Origin of the sequence: Puia sp. P3 (genome assembly GCF_050632245.1) — a bacterium.
Taxonomy (GTDB): Bacteria; Bacteroidota; Bacteroidia; order Chitinophagales; family Chitinophagaceae; genus Puia.
Genome location: NZ_CP192583.1, coordinates 7718986 through 7734786 on the forward strand (window position 1 = coordinate 7718986; position 15801 = coordinate 7734786).

A 15801-nucleotide genomic window follows, 5' to 3' on the forward strand; every position below is an offset into this window, starting at 1 on the left:
GTGAGCGGCACCGGGGACCCCGGGCCATCGATTTTCCCCATTTTTTCTTCAAATTTTGTGATTTTTGGGCTGTTCGTGCGAATAATGATACTAGATGAGCAGCCCAAACGACAGACAGACAGCCTTCCTGCAACTGATCAGGGACAACAAGGGGATCTTGTACAAGATCTGTCATTCTTATTGCCGCAATAAGGAAGACCATGAGGACCTGATGCAGGAAATGATCTATCAGCTATGGCGTTCGGGTGAACAGTTTGATCCAAATTTTAAATTGTCAACCTGGATGTACCGCATTGCACTGAACGTCGCCATTTCATTTTACCGCAAACAGACAAAGTCAGGTGTCCGCTACGCCCTGGGAGGCGAGATCCAGCTGATGGAACTGGAGGACCCCGGCACCGGGCCGGCCGAAGAACTGGAGCAAAAGATCGATCTGCTTCAGCAGTTCATTGCCGGTCTGGGCGAACTGGACAAGGCCCTCATGATCCTCTATCTCGAAGAGCGGCCGTATCGCGAGATCGCCGAGATCCTGGGCATCACCGAGACCAACGTGGCGACAAAGCTCAGTCGTATCAAGGGGCGGCTAAAACAACAATTTGAACGTTCCAAAAACTTATTTTTATGAGCTCTGACGAATTCCAGCAATTATGGAAACAATACGATGAAAAATTACAGCGCTCGCTGCGCGTCAATCAGCAACTGCTCGAATCCATCCAGCACCGGAAAGTGCGCGTATCGTTTGGATGGCAGATCGCTTTCAAGCTGATGGTCGTAGGTCTCGGTATCGGCTGCAACGTCGTTCTCGGATCGCTGTTATGGCATTTTCACGACAACCCCGTCTTTGTGGTGGCGGCGGGCCTGATCATCGGCTTTATGTCGTTTGCGGTCGCCGGATATTTCATGCAGTTCCTGCTGATGGTGAGCATCAATATGAGCAAGAATATCCTCGACACCCAGAAGCAGCTGGCCGGTCTGGAGGCGATCATCGTCCGCACGCTGCGGGTGTCCTTTCTCCAGGCGCCGGTTTGGCCCTTTCTCTTTGTCCCCCGCGTGCTGCCGGCCGCCACGGCCACCCGTTATTGGGTGATCGAAGCCGTTGTGACGATCCTGCTCGCCGCTGTCGCGATATGGCTCTACCGCCGGATCACCGTCAGGAATGCCGCGGGTGGGTGGGTTAAGAAGATGGTGGATAATGAAGGCGGCAAGTCGATCGCCCGAGCGCGTGCCTTTATAAAGGAGGTAGAGGAGTATCGCAGGGACGAAACCCCCGCGCGACCCTGAGATCATTCCCCGCCGCTGGGCAATCCCCACGGCTGCGCAATCCCCACTGCCGGGCAATCCCCCTCGCTGAACTTTATTTACCCGTGAATTTGGGCTTACGCTTGGCGAGGAACGCCGAGGATCCTTCTTTCATGTCGTCGGTGGCGAAACATTCGCCGAAGGCTTCCTGTTCGCGGGCAAAGCCGTTACCCAGGGTGCCGCCGTCGGGTCCCTCGCCGCCGAAGGGATCGACTTCCCGGTTGTCGTCGTTGCTTATGCCGTTGGCTCCCTGGCCGTCACCGGCGGCGATATTGGCCAGCTCGATGATACGGGCGATAGCGATGGGAGCTTTTTCGTTGATGATGGACAGCAGCTCGCGGGTCTTTGTGAGCAATTCGTTGGGTTCTTCGACGATATAGTTGACGAGACCCATGAGATGGGCTTCGGTCGCTTCGACCATTCGTGCGCTGAGCATGATCTCGATGGCGCGGCCGCGGCCGACCAGCTGGGTGAGGCGCTGGGTCCCGCCGTAGCCGGGGATGAGTCCGAGGTTGACTTCGGGCTGACCGAATTTGGCGTCCGGGCTGCAGAGGCGGAAATGGCAGGCCATGGCGAGTTCGCAGCCGCCGCCGAGCGCGAAGCCGTGGATGGCCGCCGCGATGGGTTTGGGGCAGGAGGCGATGCGCATAAAGATGTTGTGGCCTTTGGCGGAGAGGGCCTGCCCCTCTTCCCTGGTCAGTCCCCTGGAATTCGGAGATATCGGCGCCCGCGACGAAGGCACGCTGACCCGCGCCGGTGATGATGGCGCTGCGGATCTCTTTGTTGGAATACACCTCGTCGACGGCCAGGCCGAGCTCGTGCATGACGTCCTTGTTGATGGCGTTCAGCTTGTCCGGGCGGTTGATGGTGATCGTGAAGATATTGTCGCTGAGATCGGTGAGTAAGGTTTTAAACATAATAAGATATTTTAAAAATCTTTGTTCGTGTGCCTGCCCCGGCCGGCGCGATCTAAAAATCTCTGTTTGTGGCCACCCACTGGCGGATATAGTTGGCGATGTCGGCAGTGGAGGTGCCGGGCGGAAAGAGTTCGCCGACACCGAGTTCCTGCAGCTGCCGGCGGTCTTCGTCGGGGATGATGCCGCCGCCGGTGAGAAGTACGTCGTCCATATTCCTTTCCTTCATCAGCTGGATGATGCGCGGAAAAACGGTCATATGCGCTCCGCTGAGGATACTGATCCCGATGGCGTCTACGTCTTCCTGCAGGGCCGCGCCGACGACCATTTCCGGCGTTTGGCGGAGACCGGTATAGATGACTTCCATACCCGAGTCCCGAAGGGCGGTGGCGATGACCCTGGCGCCGCGGTCATGGCCGTCGAGTCCAACCTTGGCTACCAGCACCCGGATGGGGCGGTTCACGCCGCCGGCCGAATGGTTTGGGTTGCCTGCGGACCCGGTCTGGACCGCTGGGTGGTTTGGGTTACCCGCGGATCCGGTCTGGCCGGCGGAATGGTTCCGGTCCGCCGTGTTGCCCGACGAGTGGCTCCGGTCCTCGGTGTTGCCCGACGAATGGCTCCGGTCCCCTGAGTTGCCGCCTCCCGATGAGTTGTCTATGTGCATGCAATCTGTTTGAGGTTCAAAAATACGAAAACTCCCCTGGTGGTTCACGTTCGGTTCACGCTATCCGTCCCCTGTTCCGCGGTTCACGTCCCCGGGTTCCCCGGTTCACACAGTCCCCAGCAGGCCCAGAGCGTGCTCAATCCTCCTCTGCGTTTCCTCTCTTCCGAGAAGAACCATAATATCAAACACTCCCGGCCCAAACTTCGCCCCGACGAGCATTACCCGCAGCGGCATCAGCAGGTCGCCGGGCTTGATCGTGGCAGCGGCGGCCATTTCCTTAAAATTAGTTTCCAGCGCGTGGGCCTCCCAGTCCTTCGCCAGGTGCAACTGCCGGATCAGCTCGACAAAGAACTGCTGTTTGGCCGCGTTCCACTTCGGCCTGACGGCGTCCACGTCAATGGTCACGGGCGCCTGGAAGAAGAATCCCGCCTGATGGACGAAGTCGGGCAGCACCGTACACCGCTCCTTCACAAGATCGAGGATTTGCTCAAATCGATTTCTCGCCGGCGGCTCGAGGCTCAGGTCCGGCGGGATCACGTCCAGCCCGGGGATCCCCGTGGGATCGATTGCCGAACTAACGGCCAGTACGGGGTTGATGCTGGGGCCTTCCTCAACCGGGATCAGGTCCGCAGGCGGGACGGCAATCCCGGCTTTCTCAAAAAGTTCCAGTACCTGACTGCTATAGGCCGTAGCCGGGAGGCGTTTGATCCATTCGTGGTTGAACCATTTGGCTTTTTCGTAGTCGAATTTGGCTCCGCCCTTGTGGACCCGGTCCATCGAGAAGCGGCGGATCAGGTCTTCGAGCGAGAAGATCTCCTCGCCCGTCCCGTCATTCCAGCCCAGCATCGCGAGCAGGTTGACAAAAGCGTCGGGAAGAAATCCGGTCTCGCGGAACCCCGTCGCCGGCTCCCCCGTACGCGGGTCCGTCCAGTTCATCGCAAAAACGGGGAATCCCAGCCGGTCTCCATCCCGCTTGCTCAGCTTGCCATTGCCGTCCGGTTTGAGGATCAGCGGAAGGTGCGCCCAGTGCGGCATTTTGTTCTCGCCGAAGAGGTAGCGCCACAGCAGGATGTGGACGGGCGCACTCGGCAGCCATTCTTCGCCGCGGAAGGCGTGGCTGATCTCCATCAGGTGATCGTCGACCACAACGGCGAGGTGATAGGTGGGCATACCGTCCGCCTTGAGCAGGACCTTGTCGTCGACGCCGTCGGTGCTGAAGGTCACTTCGCCGCGGATCATATCCGTGAATTGTATGGTCTGTCCCGGGTCTATTTTGATACGAATGACATAGGGCGTGCCGGTTTCCAGCAGGCGCCTGGTCTCGTCCTGGTCCAGGTGCAGGCTGTTGCGCATCCGGTGGCGGAGCGTATGGTTGTACTGGGGAGAGGGGTTCTCGGCGGTCTTGAACTTTTCGCGCATCGTCTCCAGTTCTTCCGGCGTGTCAAAAGCGTAGTATGCGTGGCCGGCATCTACCAGCTGCTGCGCGTATTTGGCATAGATCCCGAGCGCTTTCCGCTGGCTCTGGCGGTAGGGGCCGTATTTCCCCTCCTTGTGCGGGCCTTCGTCGGGCTCCAGACCGGCCCATTTCAGCGAGTCGATGATATATTCTTCTGCGCCGGCGACATAGCGTCCCCTGGTCGGTGTCTTCGATACGGAGGACGAAATCGCCGCCGTGCTGGCGCGCGAACAGGTAGTTATAGAGGACTGTGCGTACGCCTCCCAGGTGGAGGCCCCCGGTGGGGCTCGGCGCAAACCGGACTCGGACTTTACTCATGCTGACAAAGGTAAGATTTCCACCCATACACTAATCCCCTGATCCTGACGTTACTCACTGAATCAACTTCCCCATCGTGAAGAAATTTTGGCTCGCCTCGGTACTGCTGTGCTCCTTTGCAGGCGCCTCGGCCCAGTTGACGTATGAGACCCTTCTCGTCGACTACGACAGCGCGTGGACCTACAAGAACCTTAAGATCATCCCGATCCGGCGGAAGGCGGGGGAGGGGTACCCGGCGGCATCGAAGCGGTCCCCCTGAACCAGGCGCTGGCGCGGGGGCTGGTGACGGTTAGCGAGCGGGGCTCGACATCTTTTGAGAATGTGCACTGGCTGCGGTTCAATACGAAGTCGGACAAACCCGTCTATATCGCGGGAGGGGAGATCATCGCCGGGGGGCGGCAGGACCGCATGATCGTGTCGGATACGATACTGAATCCCTCCGCGAAGGACCAGTACGTTCCCGTGATGTGTGTGGAGGAGGGGCGGTGGAGCGACAAGGAGAAGAAGTTTGGCTACGGAAGTTTTGCAAACCCAGACCTGCGCAGGACGCTGGACTCGGCGCACAATCAGGCGGTGTTGTGGCTGGAGGTCGACCGGCAGCTGCAGGCCGGCCATATTAAGAATAACAGTCTTGCCTATATGTCGAGGTTCCAGGATAAGAAATACGTGGCGGCGGGGGACGACTATTTCAACTATTTCAAACAACGGCTCGCGCGGACGGACAGCAATGTCGTGGGGTTTGTGGCGATATCGGGCGAGAAGATCATCGGCAGCGATATTTTCGACGGCACCAATCTTTTTTACGGACAGGCTGAGCCGCTGCTGCGTGGATATATCGACCAGGCGATGCAGTCGGGCGCGCCGGTGGCGATGAAAGATGAACCCATCCATCGTTATATGGACCGGCTGCTGACCAACGAGCCCGGCCAGGAGGCCTTTGTCAAGGACAAGGGGATGATCTTCCGTCAGGGCGGGCGGGTGATGCACGTGAACACTTATAAGTAGAGAGCGCCCGCCGTTGGACTGGCGCAAGTTCTGTAAATTGTGCCATGTTCTACCTTGTAAAAACGCCCTGGTGGCTGAAGCGGCTGTATCCCGGTCTTGTCTGGCAGATGCCGTGGGAGGAGAAGAAGGTCTACCTCAGTTTTGACGACGGGCCACATCCCGAAATTACTCCATTTATACTCGGGCAGTTGAAAAAATACGGGGCACGCGCTACATTTTTTTGTATCGGTAAGAACGTCAACGAGTATCCGCAGACATACCGGCAGATCCTGATGGAGGGACATCGAGTGGGTAATCACACGCAGAATCATCTCAATGGATGGAAGGTTGCGGATGACCGTTATATGGCGAATGTCCGCGAGGCCGCGCAGTATATCGACTCTGACCTTTTTCGTCCGCCGTATGGCCGCATTGGTGCGCTGCAGTCGCGGTTGCTGCGCGGCGCGCCGTTCAATTACAGGATAGTGATGTGGGACGTGCTCAGCGGAGACTTCGACCTGTCGCTGAATGCAGAGCAGTGCGCGCGCAATGTGACGCGTCACGCTGGGCCGGGATCGATCGTTGTGTTTCATGATAGTGAGAAGGCGTACGACAGATTGAAAGGCGCGCTGCCGCTGGTGCTGGAGTATTTTGCGGGGAAGGGATTCAGGTTTGATGCGATACATTAAAGTGTTCACGCGGTTCACGCGCGGTTCACACTACTACCGCGGTTCACGCGGTTCACACCACTCTCATACTCCTCCGCATCCCTCGGTTCACACAGGCACTTACTTCAAACAAAGTCTACAACTCCACACAATTTTTTGTAAACGATGCATCTGAAAGTAAAAAATTCGATTTTCGGAATCATGCCCAATTTGGGACAAATGGAGTGAGGGTTCACGTTAACCGATCGGGTAGTTGGAAGGAAAATTTGGGGTCCGGAATCTCGTATCTCCTCAAAATAAAATTGGGCCTGGGTAGACACCCTGGCCCGTTTTTAATCCGTACCCTATGAAAACTGGTTTAAAGGTAAATCTTTTTTTCATTTATGCAAAGTAATTTAGTCAGTCCGGACTGACGATTCTTCTGAAAATGCCGCGCCTGACGGCTTTTAGGCCCCCGGCCCCATGGTTTCAAACCCCCGCGGTCTCATTAAGCTATTTGTTCATATATCAGGTCTGTTAAGGGTTTGCTTGAATTTTCGCCGCAAAATCATCACCCCCCGTGCCACTTAACCCCACCCATCTTATGGGCAAATCATGGCCAAATCAGGGGTTTTGGGGATATTTGCGTCCAAAATAAGACTGAGATCCTCTATGGAATTGATCGACACGCATACACATCTATATAGCAAATCCTTCTCCCAGGACATCGAAAACGTGATTGCACGCGCTGAAAATGAAGGAGTTGTGAAGTTTTATCTGCCTGCCATCGACAGCGAATGTCACCAAGCGCTGCTCGCCCTCGAGGCCCGCTACCCCGGGAAATGCATCGGCATGACCGGACTCCATCCCTGTAACGTGAAGGAAAACTTCGCCGACGAGCTCAAATTCGTGGAGAACGAGCTTTCCCGCCGTCCCTGGGTCGCCGTTGGGGAGATCGGTCTGGATTTCTACTGGGACCGCAGCTTCGAGGCCCAGCAATACGAGGCCTTCCACCGTCAGACCGAATGGGCTCTTCATTATAATATACCCATCGTCATCCACTCCCGCGAATCAATGGACCAGAGCATCGGCGTGGTCCGCGAACACCAAAAGGGCCAGCTGCGCGGCATATTCCACTGCTTCAGCGGCGACGCCGCGGCGGCACGCCAGATAGTCGACCTCGGCTTCTACCTCGGTATCGGCGGCGTCCTCACCTACAAGAACTCGGGCCTTCCCGAAGCCATCCGCGATATTCCCCTCGAGTGGCTGGTCCTCGAGACCGACGCCCCCTATCTCAGCCCCGTCCCCTTCCGCGGCAAGCGCAACGAATCCAGCTACCTCAAATACATAGCCCACAAACTCGCCGAGGTCAAGGGCGTAACCGTCGAAGAGATCGCCTCCGCCACCACCAAAAATGCCCAAAAAATATTCGGATCATAAGCCCACATTTTGTAGCTTTGCAGCCCCTGTAAGGGAGGGTTCAGCCCACGCCGCGCCCCCGAACAGCGAGGCCCCGCCCCAAGCGGGATCTGATTTTAACCGGAGAGTTGTCCGAGTGGTTGAAGGAGCACGCCTGGAAAGTGTGTATACTCGAAAGGGTATCAAGAGTTCGAATCTCTTACTCTCCGCAAGCAAGGTCATCAAGACTGATCAAAGCGCTATAAATGCTGATTTATAGCGCTTATTTTTTTGACCGGATTAGTCAAATCGTTCATTTCTGCTCAAGGTTGTAATGACCTATTGATGACCTGGCGTCCATCTTCAAATAGGTCATCGAAATTCCCACAAAGAACTGATAACCAGTCATGTGTCCAAATTACGAGCACATGAGTCTGGATTGCTCGAATTACATTTAATCATCAAATTGATTGATCATGAAAACGAGAATCAGTCTATTATTTCAATTGCGAAAAAGCAAAATTCAATCAGGCAAGGCTCCCATCTATTTGAAGGTAAGCGTTGGTAGCGACCAATTTGAGCTTTCGACGAAACAATCCATCGATCCTACTAGCTGGAATGCCGACGGGCAAAAAGTGTCTGGAACGTCAGAGGAGGTACGGGCCATAAATGCGTATCTCAAGAATATGGCGAAGGAAGTTCATGAGGCGCACGATGTGCTTTTACGAGAGGAAAAGGAAATAACTGCAGCAAGTCTTAAAAATCGGCTGTTGGGGATTGACAGCGGACAGCGTTTTATTCTTAAGATATTTCAGGAGCATAACGACAAGATGAAGGCGCTTGTGGGGAAGGAATTTGCTTTGGGTACTCTTTGGCGATATGAAACATCCCTTAGGCATACCAGGTCATTCCTGTAAGTGGAAGTATAATGTTCCGGATATGGACATTATGAAGATAAATTATGAGTTTATTGAGAACTATGAGTTCTGGCTAAAGACCGTCCGACACTGTGACCACAACGCTACGATGAAATATCTGGCTAATTTTAAAAAGATAGTAAGGCGTTGCGTTCGAAATGGCTGGATTTCGAAAGATCCTTTTGACGGTTTTAAATTGGCAGTACGTGAAGTGAAAAGAACAGCGCTCACCGAGGAAGAATTAGAACGGATAAGGAGCAAAAATTTTCAAAGCGAACGCGTGCAAAAGGTGCGGGATATATTCCTGTTTAGCTGCTACACTGGGCTTGCCTATGCCGACTTAAAAAAGTTGCGGCTTGCTGAGATTGCAAAAGGCATTGACGGCACGGATTGGATTTTCACTCGTCGTGAAAAGACGGATACTGAATCCCGGGTCCCCTCTTGCCTGAAGCAATTGCCATTTTGGATAAATATAAGGATAACCCGATTTGCATCAACCAGGACAGAGTGCTACCTGTCCTTAGCAATCAAAAGATGAACGACTATTTAAAAGAGATCGCAGACCTTTGTGAGATAGAAAAAATTGACGTGCCATTTGGCCAGGCATCACCTTTGCGACCACCATTACCCTGGCAAATGGGGTACCGATCGAGACGGTTTCGAAATTACTTGGACATAAAAATTTAAAGACAACGCAGCAATATGCGAAGGTGGTTGATTTGAAGATTAGCCGGGATATGGCGAGATTGCGAGATTCGCGACAGGTGACGAAGTAAAATGCTAATAATTAAACTTTACATGGGAATAACCCATGTCGTTTAGTTAAGCTCAAAATGGGGTTTTAACGGGTGGCCAGGTTAACGCGATTGCGTACATATCGAAAAAGTTATGCAACAGATTTCCTGGCTTATCTGATAAAATTTGCACAAAATGACACGCAGTCGTTCTTGCCTCTTGACCTTACTCTACCCGTATCCGCTACTGCAGCCATGATCGCTGATGCCATTAACCACCTTTGTTCAGAATGGCACGGTAATTAACGGTGATATCTTTATGGGAGTAAAGTAACAGGGTGGTTTCAGCATGTCATTAACCTGGTGCAATATCTATGGTAAAAAAAGATAATATTATGATCATAGAAAAAAAGGGCTTCTTGCTGTAGCCAATCAACTTCAAGTAGGCTTCAGCTACATTGCTATCGAGTAGCTTACTTTAGTAGCTTAGCTAAGCAACCGCTCGAATTCGTCCGTTTCCAGCTTTGTTAGCTTTTTTGCTGTACAACCAAAATTTAAGTTGATGGAAATGAAGTCTTTTGGAACAATTCCATCATTTCAGTTTCTGGAGAGATTTAGCCTAAATAACCGGGACTTAATATTATTTACCTGGGCAAGTTTCCGTCTGTCGTAGAGCAATTGGGTATTCGGCTGCAGATAATCCTGAGTCTTCGTTATCATATTCCAGATGATAAGTGCGAGTTTTCTGGCAACGTGGCGGTAATTGCTGCGTTCCGTCCTTTCCGGTAGGCAATCCGTTTGAAGAAAGGAGTGAGCGGATGCTCTTTGATTTCCTATGCTGTTGGCGGCCTGGCGAAGTGCCAGGGCGATGGCGTTCTTGCCTTTTGGGGTTTTGCTGCTAATTATCCGACCGCCACTCTGTTTGTTATTGGGAACCAGGCGAAGCCAACTGGCAAATCGTTTGGCGGAAGAAAACCGCCTAATATCATTGCCCATATTGCAGAGCAAGCAAAGTACAGTTGAGTGACTAACGCCTGGGATTTGAAATAAATCGGTTTTCCAGGTGCGTAAGTAAATGCCAAATTGCCTCACGTTAAACGAGGGAGAATTTCTGTTTACCTGTTTGCGAACAGGTTTTTCGGGGACTTTGTTTTCCAAGGTCAGATCTTCAGGCCTCGGGAACGTAGGCCGTCATAATGGCTTTCGATTTTTTGGTCGCAGACCAAAATTTCCTTTGTAAGCATCGATAAAAGGTCCAGGCAAGATCGAAGCTCGAATAATAGATCTTCGCGCCAATTCCCGTGCAAGGCAGCGGCTATTTCTTCAGGGCTTTTTTGACCCGGAAGTGGGCCAAAGACGCCAGATAATTGGGATCCCGATGGCCAGCAAGGATCGCGTCAAGTATTGCCCTGCCGGACTTTCCGGCAAGATCTCTTATTGCGACATCAAGCCGAATATTCATAAGTCGTAGGGCCTTCTGCATTTTGTTTATGTACATGGCCGTTTGCTCAACCAAATGCTCTCTGTGACTATAGTGGGTTCGAAGGGTCTGGAGATAATCGCTAAGCAAAAAACTTGAACTAAGCAGGCCAAGAGCGTGCAATTTCTGAATCCACATGCAGTCCAGAATGTCTGTTTTCTTTCCTTGAACATTTCTGGTTTGATTTCCCTGGACGAGGATCACTTCAAATCCTGCTTTTTGAAGAGCATGGAAAAGGGTCTGCCAGTAGCTGCCAGTGCTTTCCATTGCAATTGAAGTAATCTGGTGGGACTTCAAATAGTTGATCATCCGTTGGTGATCCTTCGTGTAGACTCCGAATTCTCTGACATTTCCGAGATTTTGATCCACAGCCACCCAATGGGTTTTTTGAGCCAATGTCAATGCCAGCTGCATTCGGATGCACGATTTGCATGGGAATCTCTCTTTCTTTCATTTTTAAAGTTTAGTTAATGAAAAGGCTCCAGTGGAATGTATATTTGTGTAAGACTTTTCTGTTCGGGATCTCCATATAATAATGGAGTCACCATTGAAATCAACAAATACCCTTCAAGAGGGTATAATACATTCCAACCGGGTTCTTTGAAGGACTTCGTAAGTGCTATTCACATCAAGGTTTCTTCTGAAGCATCTCGAAGGTAGGCGATAGGGGTTGTCACCCCAAATCAATGGGGTCACGCCAATTGTTAGGTTCTTTGATAACCTGAGTGTGCAGCACATGACCGGGCCGATGACAGAGGAGAATCATTATTACCCGTTTGGGCTGACGATGGCGGGGATTAGTGATAAAGCGCTTAAGTCAAATTACGCTGAGAATAAGTACAGATACAACAAGGGGTCGGAACTACAAAATAAGGAGTTTAGTGATGGAAGCGGTCTTGAGATATATGAGACACCTTTGAGGAGCTTGGACCCGCAATTGGGAAGATGGTGGCAGGCTGATCCTAAAACAGATCAGGATTACGAAAGCGTATCTCCGTATAGTGCCATGAATAATGACCCTATTCGGTATAATGACCCAAACGGTGATGAAGGTACTACTTGTTGTAAGGAGATATGGAATACAGTAAAGAATTTTGGAACAGGTCTTTATAATACTGCTGTTTATGATGCGAGAATAGCTAATACTTATGTTAATCCGGCGACTCCATTTGTAGAAACTGTAACGGGCAAAAGTGTTGAAAGTGATTTTTCGGAGAACAAGTCGAGATCAACGTCTCGCCGTCGAAGCAGCTATTGCGCTTATACCTGGTGGAAAAATTGAAGGCGCAATTGCTAAAATAGGAGAAAAGGTTCTTGTCAAAGAAGGAGAACAGACGGCTGTAAATATTGTAGAGAAAAACTGCTACAAAGCTTGGGGGAAAAATAACTGAACCAAAATTACCAGGAAAAACCATAGTAAAAGAGGGAGAGGTAGAAATAGTACATTATACTAAAAGTGGTGATCATGGTCCTGCACATTTGCATGTAAAAGGAGGAGGAGCCGAAACGAGAATTGGACAAAATGGAAATCCTTTTAAAGGGCAACCCGGAATTGACAAGCGCTCAGCAAGCTGTAATTGATGCCAATAAAGCAGAAATCAGAAAGAGTATAAAGCAAATTATGAAGTGGTTCAAATATAATAACAAGTAATTTTAATAAATGGATAAAAATATTAAAAGCGTTTGGGTTTTTGTCGGCGCTAACGGAAGGTTTCCTAGTGGAGTATTTAGTGAAAAGGAAAGTGCACAGAATTGGATTAAAAAACATTCTCTCTCTGGAGTTCTTACCTTGTATCCTTTGGACCAGGGTATTTATGAGTGGGCTATAAATAATGATTTCTTTTCGGTAAAAAGGAATCTGAAACTCAATCAGAGTTTATTCAAAGGTTTAGTTCTGCTAGCCAGGAACATTATCATTTTGAGAACGGAGAACTTGACTAACTTTTAGAATGTTTTTTTCTGTACAATTAGAATCTAAGTTGATAGGAACGAAGTCTTTTGAAAGATTTCTATCATCTCATCCTCGAATAGATTTAGCCTGAACAATCACGATTCAATGTTATTGACCTGAGCAAGTTTTCGTCAGTCTTAGAGCAGTTGCGTAGTCGGCCGCAGGTAGTCTTGAGTCTTCGTTGCCATATTCCAGATGATTACCACCAGTTTTCTTGCAGTAGCTGTAATTACTGCATTTCGCCCTTTCCTCTTCAGAAACGAAGCCGGACGTAGAGGGGGTTTGCAATGATCATTCTTATAGCATCATCACCGTACGGTGGTACCCTCCCCGAGCTTGCTGGAGATAATTCCCGACCCACTCGTCAGGCGCGCGCGGTTGCGAATGTTCAGGAGAGCCGACACTTGCAGACGTGCTTTGTTCAATTGCAGTCGCAAAGTAATTGGGATGCCATGTGCGTTGCACATCAAATGTCAAACCGATCAAAATCGATGTGTTTTGTGCCCTCGATAATTTCCTGCACATTGACTTCAAAATAGTGACTGTCAGATTCCTCCTTTTCCTGTCCCGGCATTTTCGCAAGGATGGATCTTGTGGCGCCGAATCGAATATACAGCTGGGGATTGGTTTGGCGGGCCATTTTGTTGAAGACGTTCCGTGTCCAATTGAGCTGCTTGGCGATGCGTTTGAGGCTACGACTATAGGCACTGGTCGATGATGAACAGCTCACGACGAAATAAGCGAGGGTCCTTAATGTCCTTACTTCATATACTTTTGAATGAGAGGCCGGGTGTTCTTGAATTTCCATAGGGGACGATAGCGAGATGATCGTTTTTGTAGCGGGCGTTCCGAAAGTAGCGGCCGCGCTTGTGGCCCTTTTTAAATTAAGTTTTTCAGAAGTTCTTTCAGATCATTATAATAATAGCCGGAATAGACTTAAATAAGGAAAAGATCCCGGTCTCATTCGAGAGCATGATACTTTGGGGCAAAGGTGTGATTTTTCCAGATGGGGACTTCTTGCCTGGTCAAGTCTGTTCTCGTCTAGCGGTTCGGATTTGTCTATTAATCTTATTTCAAGGGCTCATCACTTTCTCTCGTTGTGGTAGGTATTACTCGCCTTTTCTCGTGACCGCTACACCTTGGCGTCGGCTCACTCCGGAATCGAGCCAAACGCGCCTAGCCCACCGCGCTGTTGGGTGGGTATAACTGTTGCATAGACAACCCTATGGAACAAATGCAACCCGCCGACTTCCGAAGTCATACCAATAGACTTTGATTCTGAATCGATGCCGCCATCCGTCCGCCAGACCCATCCATTGGTTTACAAAGACGGCGACGCCGTCTGCTGCGTCCTGGGCCCAGACCCCCAGCGCGGCATCTTCGGCTGTGGCGATACAGTGGAGCAGGCGCTAGCTGATTTTAATGCACACTTCCAGGAAGTATTGGAACATCCCGTCGAAGGCGATCCTGTCTCTGATTTTATTCGGCAAAGACACATCTGATACTTCAACATCTCCAGAACTATATCAAAATTTTTGGACGAATGGCCTTAACCCAATACAAGCAAAAACGATCGTTCAGCAAAACCCCCGAACCGACCGGCGGTTCCCCTGCCGGTGCAAAACTCCGGTTCGTCGTTCAAAAACACGCCGCCTCCCACCTTCACTACGACTTCCGGCTGGAACTCCAAAGGGGTTTTGAAAAGTTGGGCGGTGCCGAAAGGTCCATCTATGGATCCCGCTATTAAACACCTGGCCATGCTGGTCGAAGACCATCCTTATGACTATAAGGATTTCGAAGGAATCATACCCAAGGGCCAATACGGAGGCGGCACTGTCATCGTTTGGGACGAGGGTACATACGAGCCGACGGAACCCGCAAGGACAAAAAAGACCAGGAACATATCCTGACCCGTGACTTCTTCAAAGGCTCACTGACGTTCCGCCTCCATGGGCACAAGCTCAAAGGAGCATTTGCCCTCGTAAAAGCACCCGCCCGCGGGGACAACGCCTGGCTGCTGATCAAACAAAAAAGATGAGCATGCAACAACAACGGACATTACACTAAAAGACAAATCGGTCATTTCCCATAAGACTGTAGAGACCATGGCTAGCGAAAAAAAAGCCCGAAAATGGCAAAGCAATCGCAGTTCCCAATGGAACGTAACCATCCGGTATAGGCCAGCGGGGCACAGATTTGAGCGGGCAAGGGTTGCTGTTATTTGATGTAGGATATTGTGGGACAATCGATTGTCGGTGTTTGCGCTGGTGCGAAATCTAGTATATCTTCGTTCGCAGACTTCTCGGTTGGGATGGGGGTGGCCGTTGGTTCGCCAGCTCCGGATCAATGGGAGGTTATGAAGCTTTAAACCTTACCATTCTGCCATGAAATACATTGACCTGCCTTTCGCTATCATATTCAACGTCGCCGGGTACCTGGTATTCAAGCAAATCAGCGGTGTTCCGAAGGATGTTCGCTGGATATTGTTGTTCCTTTTCGGATTGGGGCTCGGGGCAGTATCTACCTATTGTTTTACTCAGGCGCTCAGATCCTGGAATCTCTCGACGGCGTATCCAATTCTGGCTGCGGGGACCTGCTTGTTTAACTTGGTTTTTATGTGGATGTTGAATAAGGAGCATATTACGCCGGTGAATTTGGTGGGGATAGGGTTGGCGCTGGGGGGATTTATTTTATGACGCGGGGTTGAGTTGCCTGGCTCAATAGTTAAGGCTTTATCATTTGCGTATTGTACATGATGTTTCGTTTATCCCCCGTTTCATCCTTTAAATTTAATGTGTCTTTCTCATGGCTAGCCCACTTTACCGACTAAAATCGGAGGTAACTCATTGTGCTGACTTTTCATTGAATCAGTGGATTCCGTTTGTAATTCGGCAGGAATTAGAGAAAAACGTCACCTGCCCGTTGTTTTCCGAGCGATCGAATTAGAGACGAGTATCTCAAAATTGCCTCAGAGAGATCTGATGTCGAAATTCGATATTTATTGCGGAATTTTTTACTGCCGCAATGTAGCCTTTCAGT

General features: G+C 50.8%; 19 protein-coding genes, 1 tRNA gene and 3 pseudogenes. 15 read left to right on the forward strand and 8 right to left on the reverse strand.

The window, feature by feature from the left end; translation table 11 throughout:
* Positions 1-94: 94 nt before the first annotated feature.
* Together ACQ86N_RS48565 and ACQ86N_RS48570 are read left to right on the forward strand one after the other, a co-directional pair.
* Positions 95-625: an RNA polymerase sigma factor gene (locus tag ACQ86N_RS48565; protein ID WP_431213356.1), complete on the forward strand. Its 531-nt coding sequence runs from the start codon at positions 95-97 to the stop codon at positions 623-625.
* The gene (locus ACQ86N_RS48570; protein ID WP_431213357.1) at positions 622-1281 is read left to right on the forward strand and encodes a hypothetical protein; all 660 of its coding nucleotides are present in this window, start codon (positions 622-624) and stop codon (positions 1279-1281) included. The genes ACQ86N_RS48565 and ACQ86N_RS48570 overlap by 4 nt, the downstream gene beginning before the upstream one ends.
* Before the next feature lie 73 nt (positions 1282-1354).
* On the opposite strand, the gene ACQ86N_RS48575 is transcribed toward ACQ86N_RS48570, so the two are convergent.
* The 5 genes and pseudogenes from ACQ86N_RS48575 to ACQ86N_RS48595 all read right to left on the reverse strand — a co-directional run.
* The gene (locus tag ACQ86N_RS48575; RefSeq protein ID WP_431213358.1) at positions 1355-1948 is read right to left on the reverse strand and encodes an enoyl-CoA hydratase-related protein; all 594 of its coding nucleotides are present in this window, start codon (positions 1946-1948) and stop codon (positions 1355-1357) included.
* A gap of 103 nt (positions 1949-2051) precedes the next feature.
* A pseudogene (locus ACQ86N_RS48580) lies at positions 2052-2216 on the reverse strand (enoyl-CoA hydratase/isomerase family protein); the annotation flags it as partial.
* Between the two features lie 52 nt (positions 2217-2268).
* The gene (locus ACQ86N_RS48585) at positions 2269-2877 is read right to left on the reverse strand and encodes a cobalamin B12-binding domain-containing protein (RefSeq protein WP_431213359.1); all 609 of its coding nucleotides are present in this window, start codon (positions 2875-2877) and stop codon (positions 2269-2271) included.
* Between the two features lie 105 nt (positions 2878-2982).
* On the reverse strand, positions 2983-4575 hold the full coding sequence (locus tag ACQ86N_RS48590) for a glutamate--tRNA ligase (RefSeq protein WP_431217911.1): 1593 nt from the start codon (positions 4573-4575) through the stop codon (positions 2983-2985).
* Positions 4571-4678 (reverse strand): annotated as a pseudogene (locus ACQ86N_RS48595) (glutamate--tRNA ligase family protein); the annotation flags it as partial. The pseudogene ACQ86N_RS48595 and the gene ACQ86N_RS48590, both read right to left, overlap by 5 nt.
* Positions 4679-4727: 49 nt before the next feature.
* Here ACQ86N_RS48595 and ACQ86N_RS48600 point away from each other — a divergent pair.
* The 7 genes from ACQ86N_RS48600 (at position 4728) to ACQ86N_RS48630 (ending at position 9135) form a co-directional block, all read left to right on the forward strand.
* Positions 4728-4910 carry a hypothetical protein gene (locus tag ACQ86N_RS48600; RefSeq protein WP_431213360.1) on the forward strand — a complete coding sequence of 61 codons (183 nt, stop codon included), beginning with the start codon at positions 4728-4730 and terminating at the stop codon, positions 4908-4910.
* Between the two features lie 23 nt (positions 4911-4933).
* A complete protein-coding gene (locus ACQ86N_RS48605) occupies positions 4934-5656 on the forward strand; it encodes an ARPP-1 family domain-containing protein (protein WP_431213361.1) in 723 nt (240 codons plus the stop codon).
* Between the two features lie 44 nt (positions 5657-5700).
* Positions 5701-6324, forward strand: a complete 624-nt coding sequence (locus ACQ86N_RS48610) for a polysaccharide deacetylase family protein (protein ID WP_431213362.1) — start codon at positions 5701-5703, stop codon at positions 6322-6324.
* 630 nt (positions 6325-6954) lie between these two features.
* The gene (locus ACQ86N_RS48615; protein WP_431213363.1) at positions 6955-7722 is read left to right on the forward strand and encodes a TatD family hydrolase; all 768 of its coding nucleotides are present in this window, start codon (positions 6955-6957) and stop codon (positions 7720-7722) included.
* Positions 7723-7823: 101 nt separating this feature from the next.
* Positions 7824-7910: transfer RNA gene (locus ACQ86N_RS48620), tRNA-Ser, on the forward strand.
* Positions 7911-8156: 246 nt separating this feature from the next.
* Entirely contained in the window at positions 8157-8597 is a 441-nt protein-coding gene (locus ACQ86N_RS48625; RefSeq protein WP_431213364.1) for an Arm DNA-binding domain-containing protein, read from the forward strand.
* Positions 8598-8628: 31 nt separating this feature from the next.
* Entirely contained in the window at positions 8629-9135 is a 507-nt protein-coding gene (locus ACQ86N_RS48630) for a phage integrase SAM-like domain-containing protein (RefSeq protein ID WP_431213365.1), read from the forward strand.
* A 793-nt stretch (positions 9136-9928) separates the two neighbouring features.
* Here the strand turns inward: ACQ86N_RS48630 and ACQ86N_RS48635 are convergent.
* Both ACQ86N_RS48635 and ACQ86N_RS48640 read right to left on the reverse strand, forming a co-directional pair.
* Positions 9929-10327, reverse strand: a complete 399-nt coding sequence (locus tag ACQ86N_RS48635) for a transposase (RefSeq protein ID WP_431217912.1) — start codon at positions 10325-10327, stop codon at positions 9929-9931.
* Positions 10328-10646: 319 nt separating this feature from the next.
* Entirely contained in the window at positions 10647-11225 is a 579-nt protein-coding gene (locus tag ACQ86N_RS48640; RefSeq protein WP_431213366.1) for an IS110 family transposase, read from the reverse strand.
* Positions 11226-11547: 322 nt separating this feature from the next.
* Here ACQ86N_RS48640 and ACQ86N_RS48645 point away from each other — a divergent pair, with 322 nt between their 5' ends.
* Together ACQ86N_RS48645 and ACQ86N_RS48650 are read left to right on the forward strand one after the other, a co-directional pair.
* Positions 11548-12093, forward strand: a complete 546-nt coding sequence (locus ACQ86N_RS48645) for an RHS repeat-associated core domain-containing protein (protein ID WP_431217913.1) — start codon at positions 11548-11550, stop codon at positions 12091-12093.
* Positions 12094-12471: 378 nt separating this feature from the next.
* Positions 12472-12752, forward strand: a pseudogene (locus ACQ86N_RS48650) (DUF7710 domain-containing protein).
* A 476-nt stretch (positions 12753-13228) separates the two neighbouring features.
* Here the strand turns inward: ACQ86N_RS48650 and ACQ86N_RS48655 are convergent.
* On the reverse strand, positions 13229-13570 hold the full coding sequence (locus tag ACQ86N_RS48655) for a hypothetical protein (protein WP_431213367.1): 342 nt from the start codon (positions 13568-13570) through the stop codon (positions 13229-13231).
* A gap of 735 nt (positions 13571-14305) precedes the next feature.
* Between ACQ86N_RS48655 and ACQ86N_RS48660 the strand changes: the two genes are divergently transcribed.
* The 4 genes from ACQ86N_RS48660 (at position 14306) to ACQ86N_RS48675 (ending at position 15458) form a co-directional block, all read left to right on the forward strand.
* Positions 14306-14509: a hypothetical protein gene (locus tag ACQ86N_RS48660; RefSeq protein WP_431213368.1), complete on the forward strand. Its 204-nt coding sequence runs from the start codon at positions 14306-14308 to the stop codon at positions 14507-14509.
* Positions 14493-14672, forward strand: a complete 180-nt coding sequence (locus ACQ86N_RS48665) for a DNA polymerase ligase N-terminal domain-containing protein (protein WP_431213369.1) — start codon at positions 14493-14495, stop codon at positions 14670-14672. Before ACQ86N_RS48660 ends, ACQ86N_RS48665 begins: the two co-directional genes overlap by 17 nt.
* On the forward strand, positions 14606-14800 hold the full coding sequence (locus ACQ86N_RS48670; protein ID WP_431218053.1) for a hypothetical protein: 195 nt from the start codon (positions 14606-14608) through the stop codon (positions 14798-14800). The genes ACQ86N_RS48665 and ACQ86N_RS48670 overlap by 67 nt, the downstream gene beginning before the upstream one ends.
* A gap of 346 nt (positions 14801-15146) precedes the next feature.
* Positions 15147-15458, forward strand: a complete 312-nt coding sequence (locus ACQ86N_RS48675) for an SMR family transporter (protein ID WP_431213370.1) — start codon at positions 15147-15149, stop codon at positions 15456-15458.
* Positions 15459-15801 lie beyond the last annotated feature (343 nt).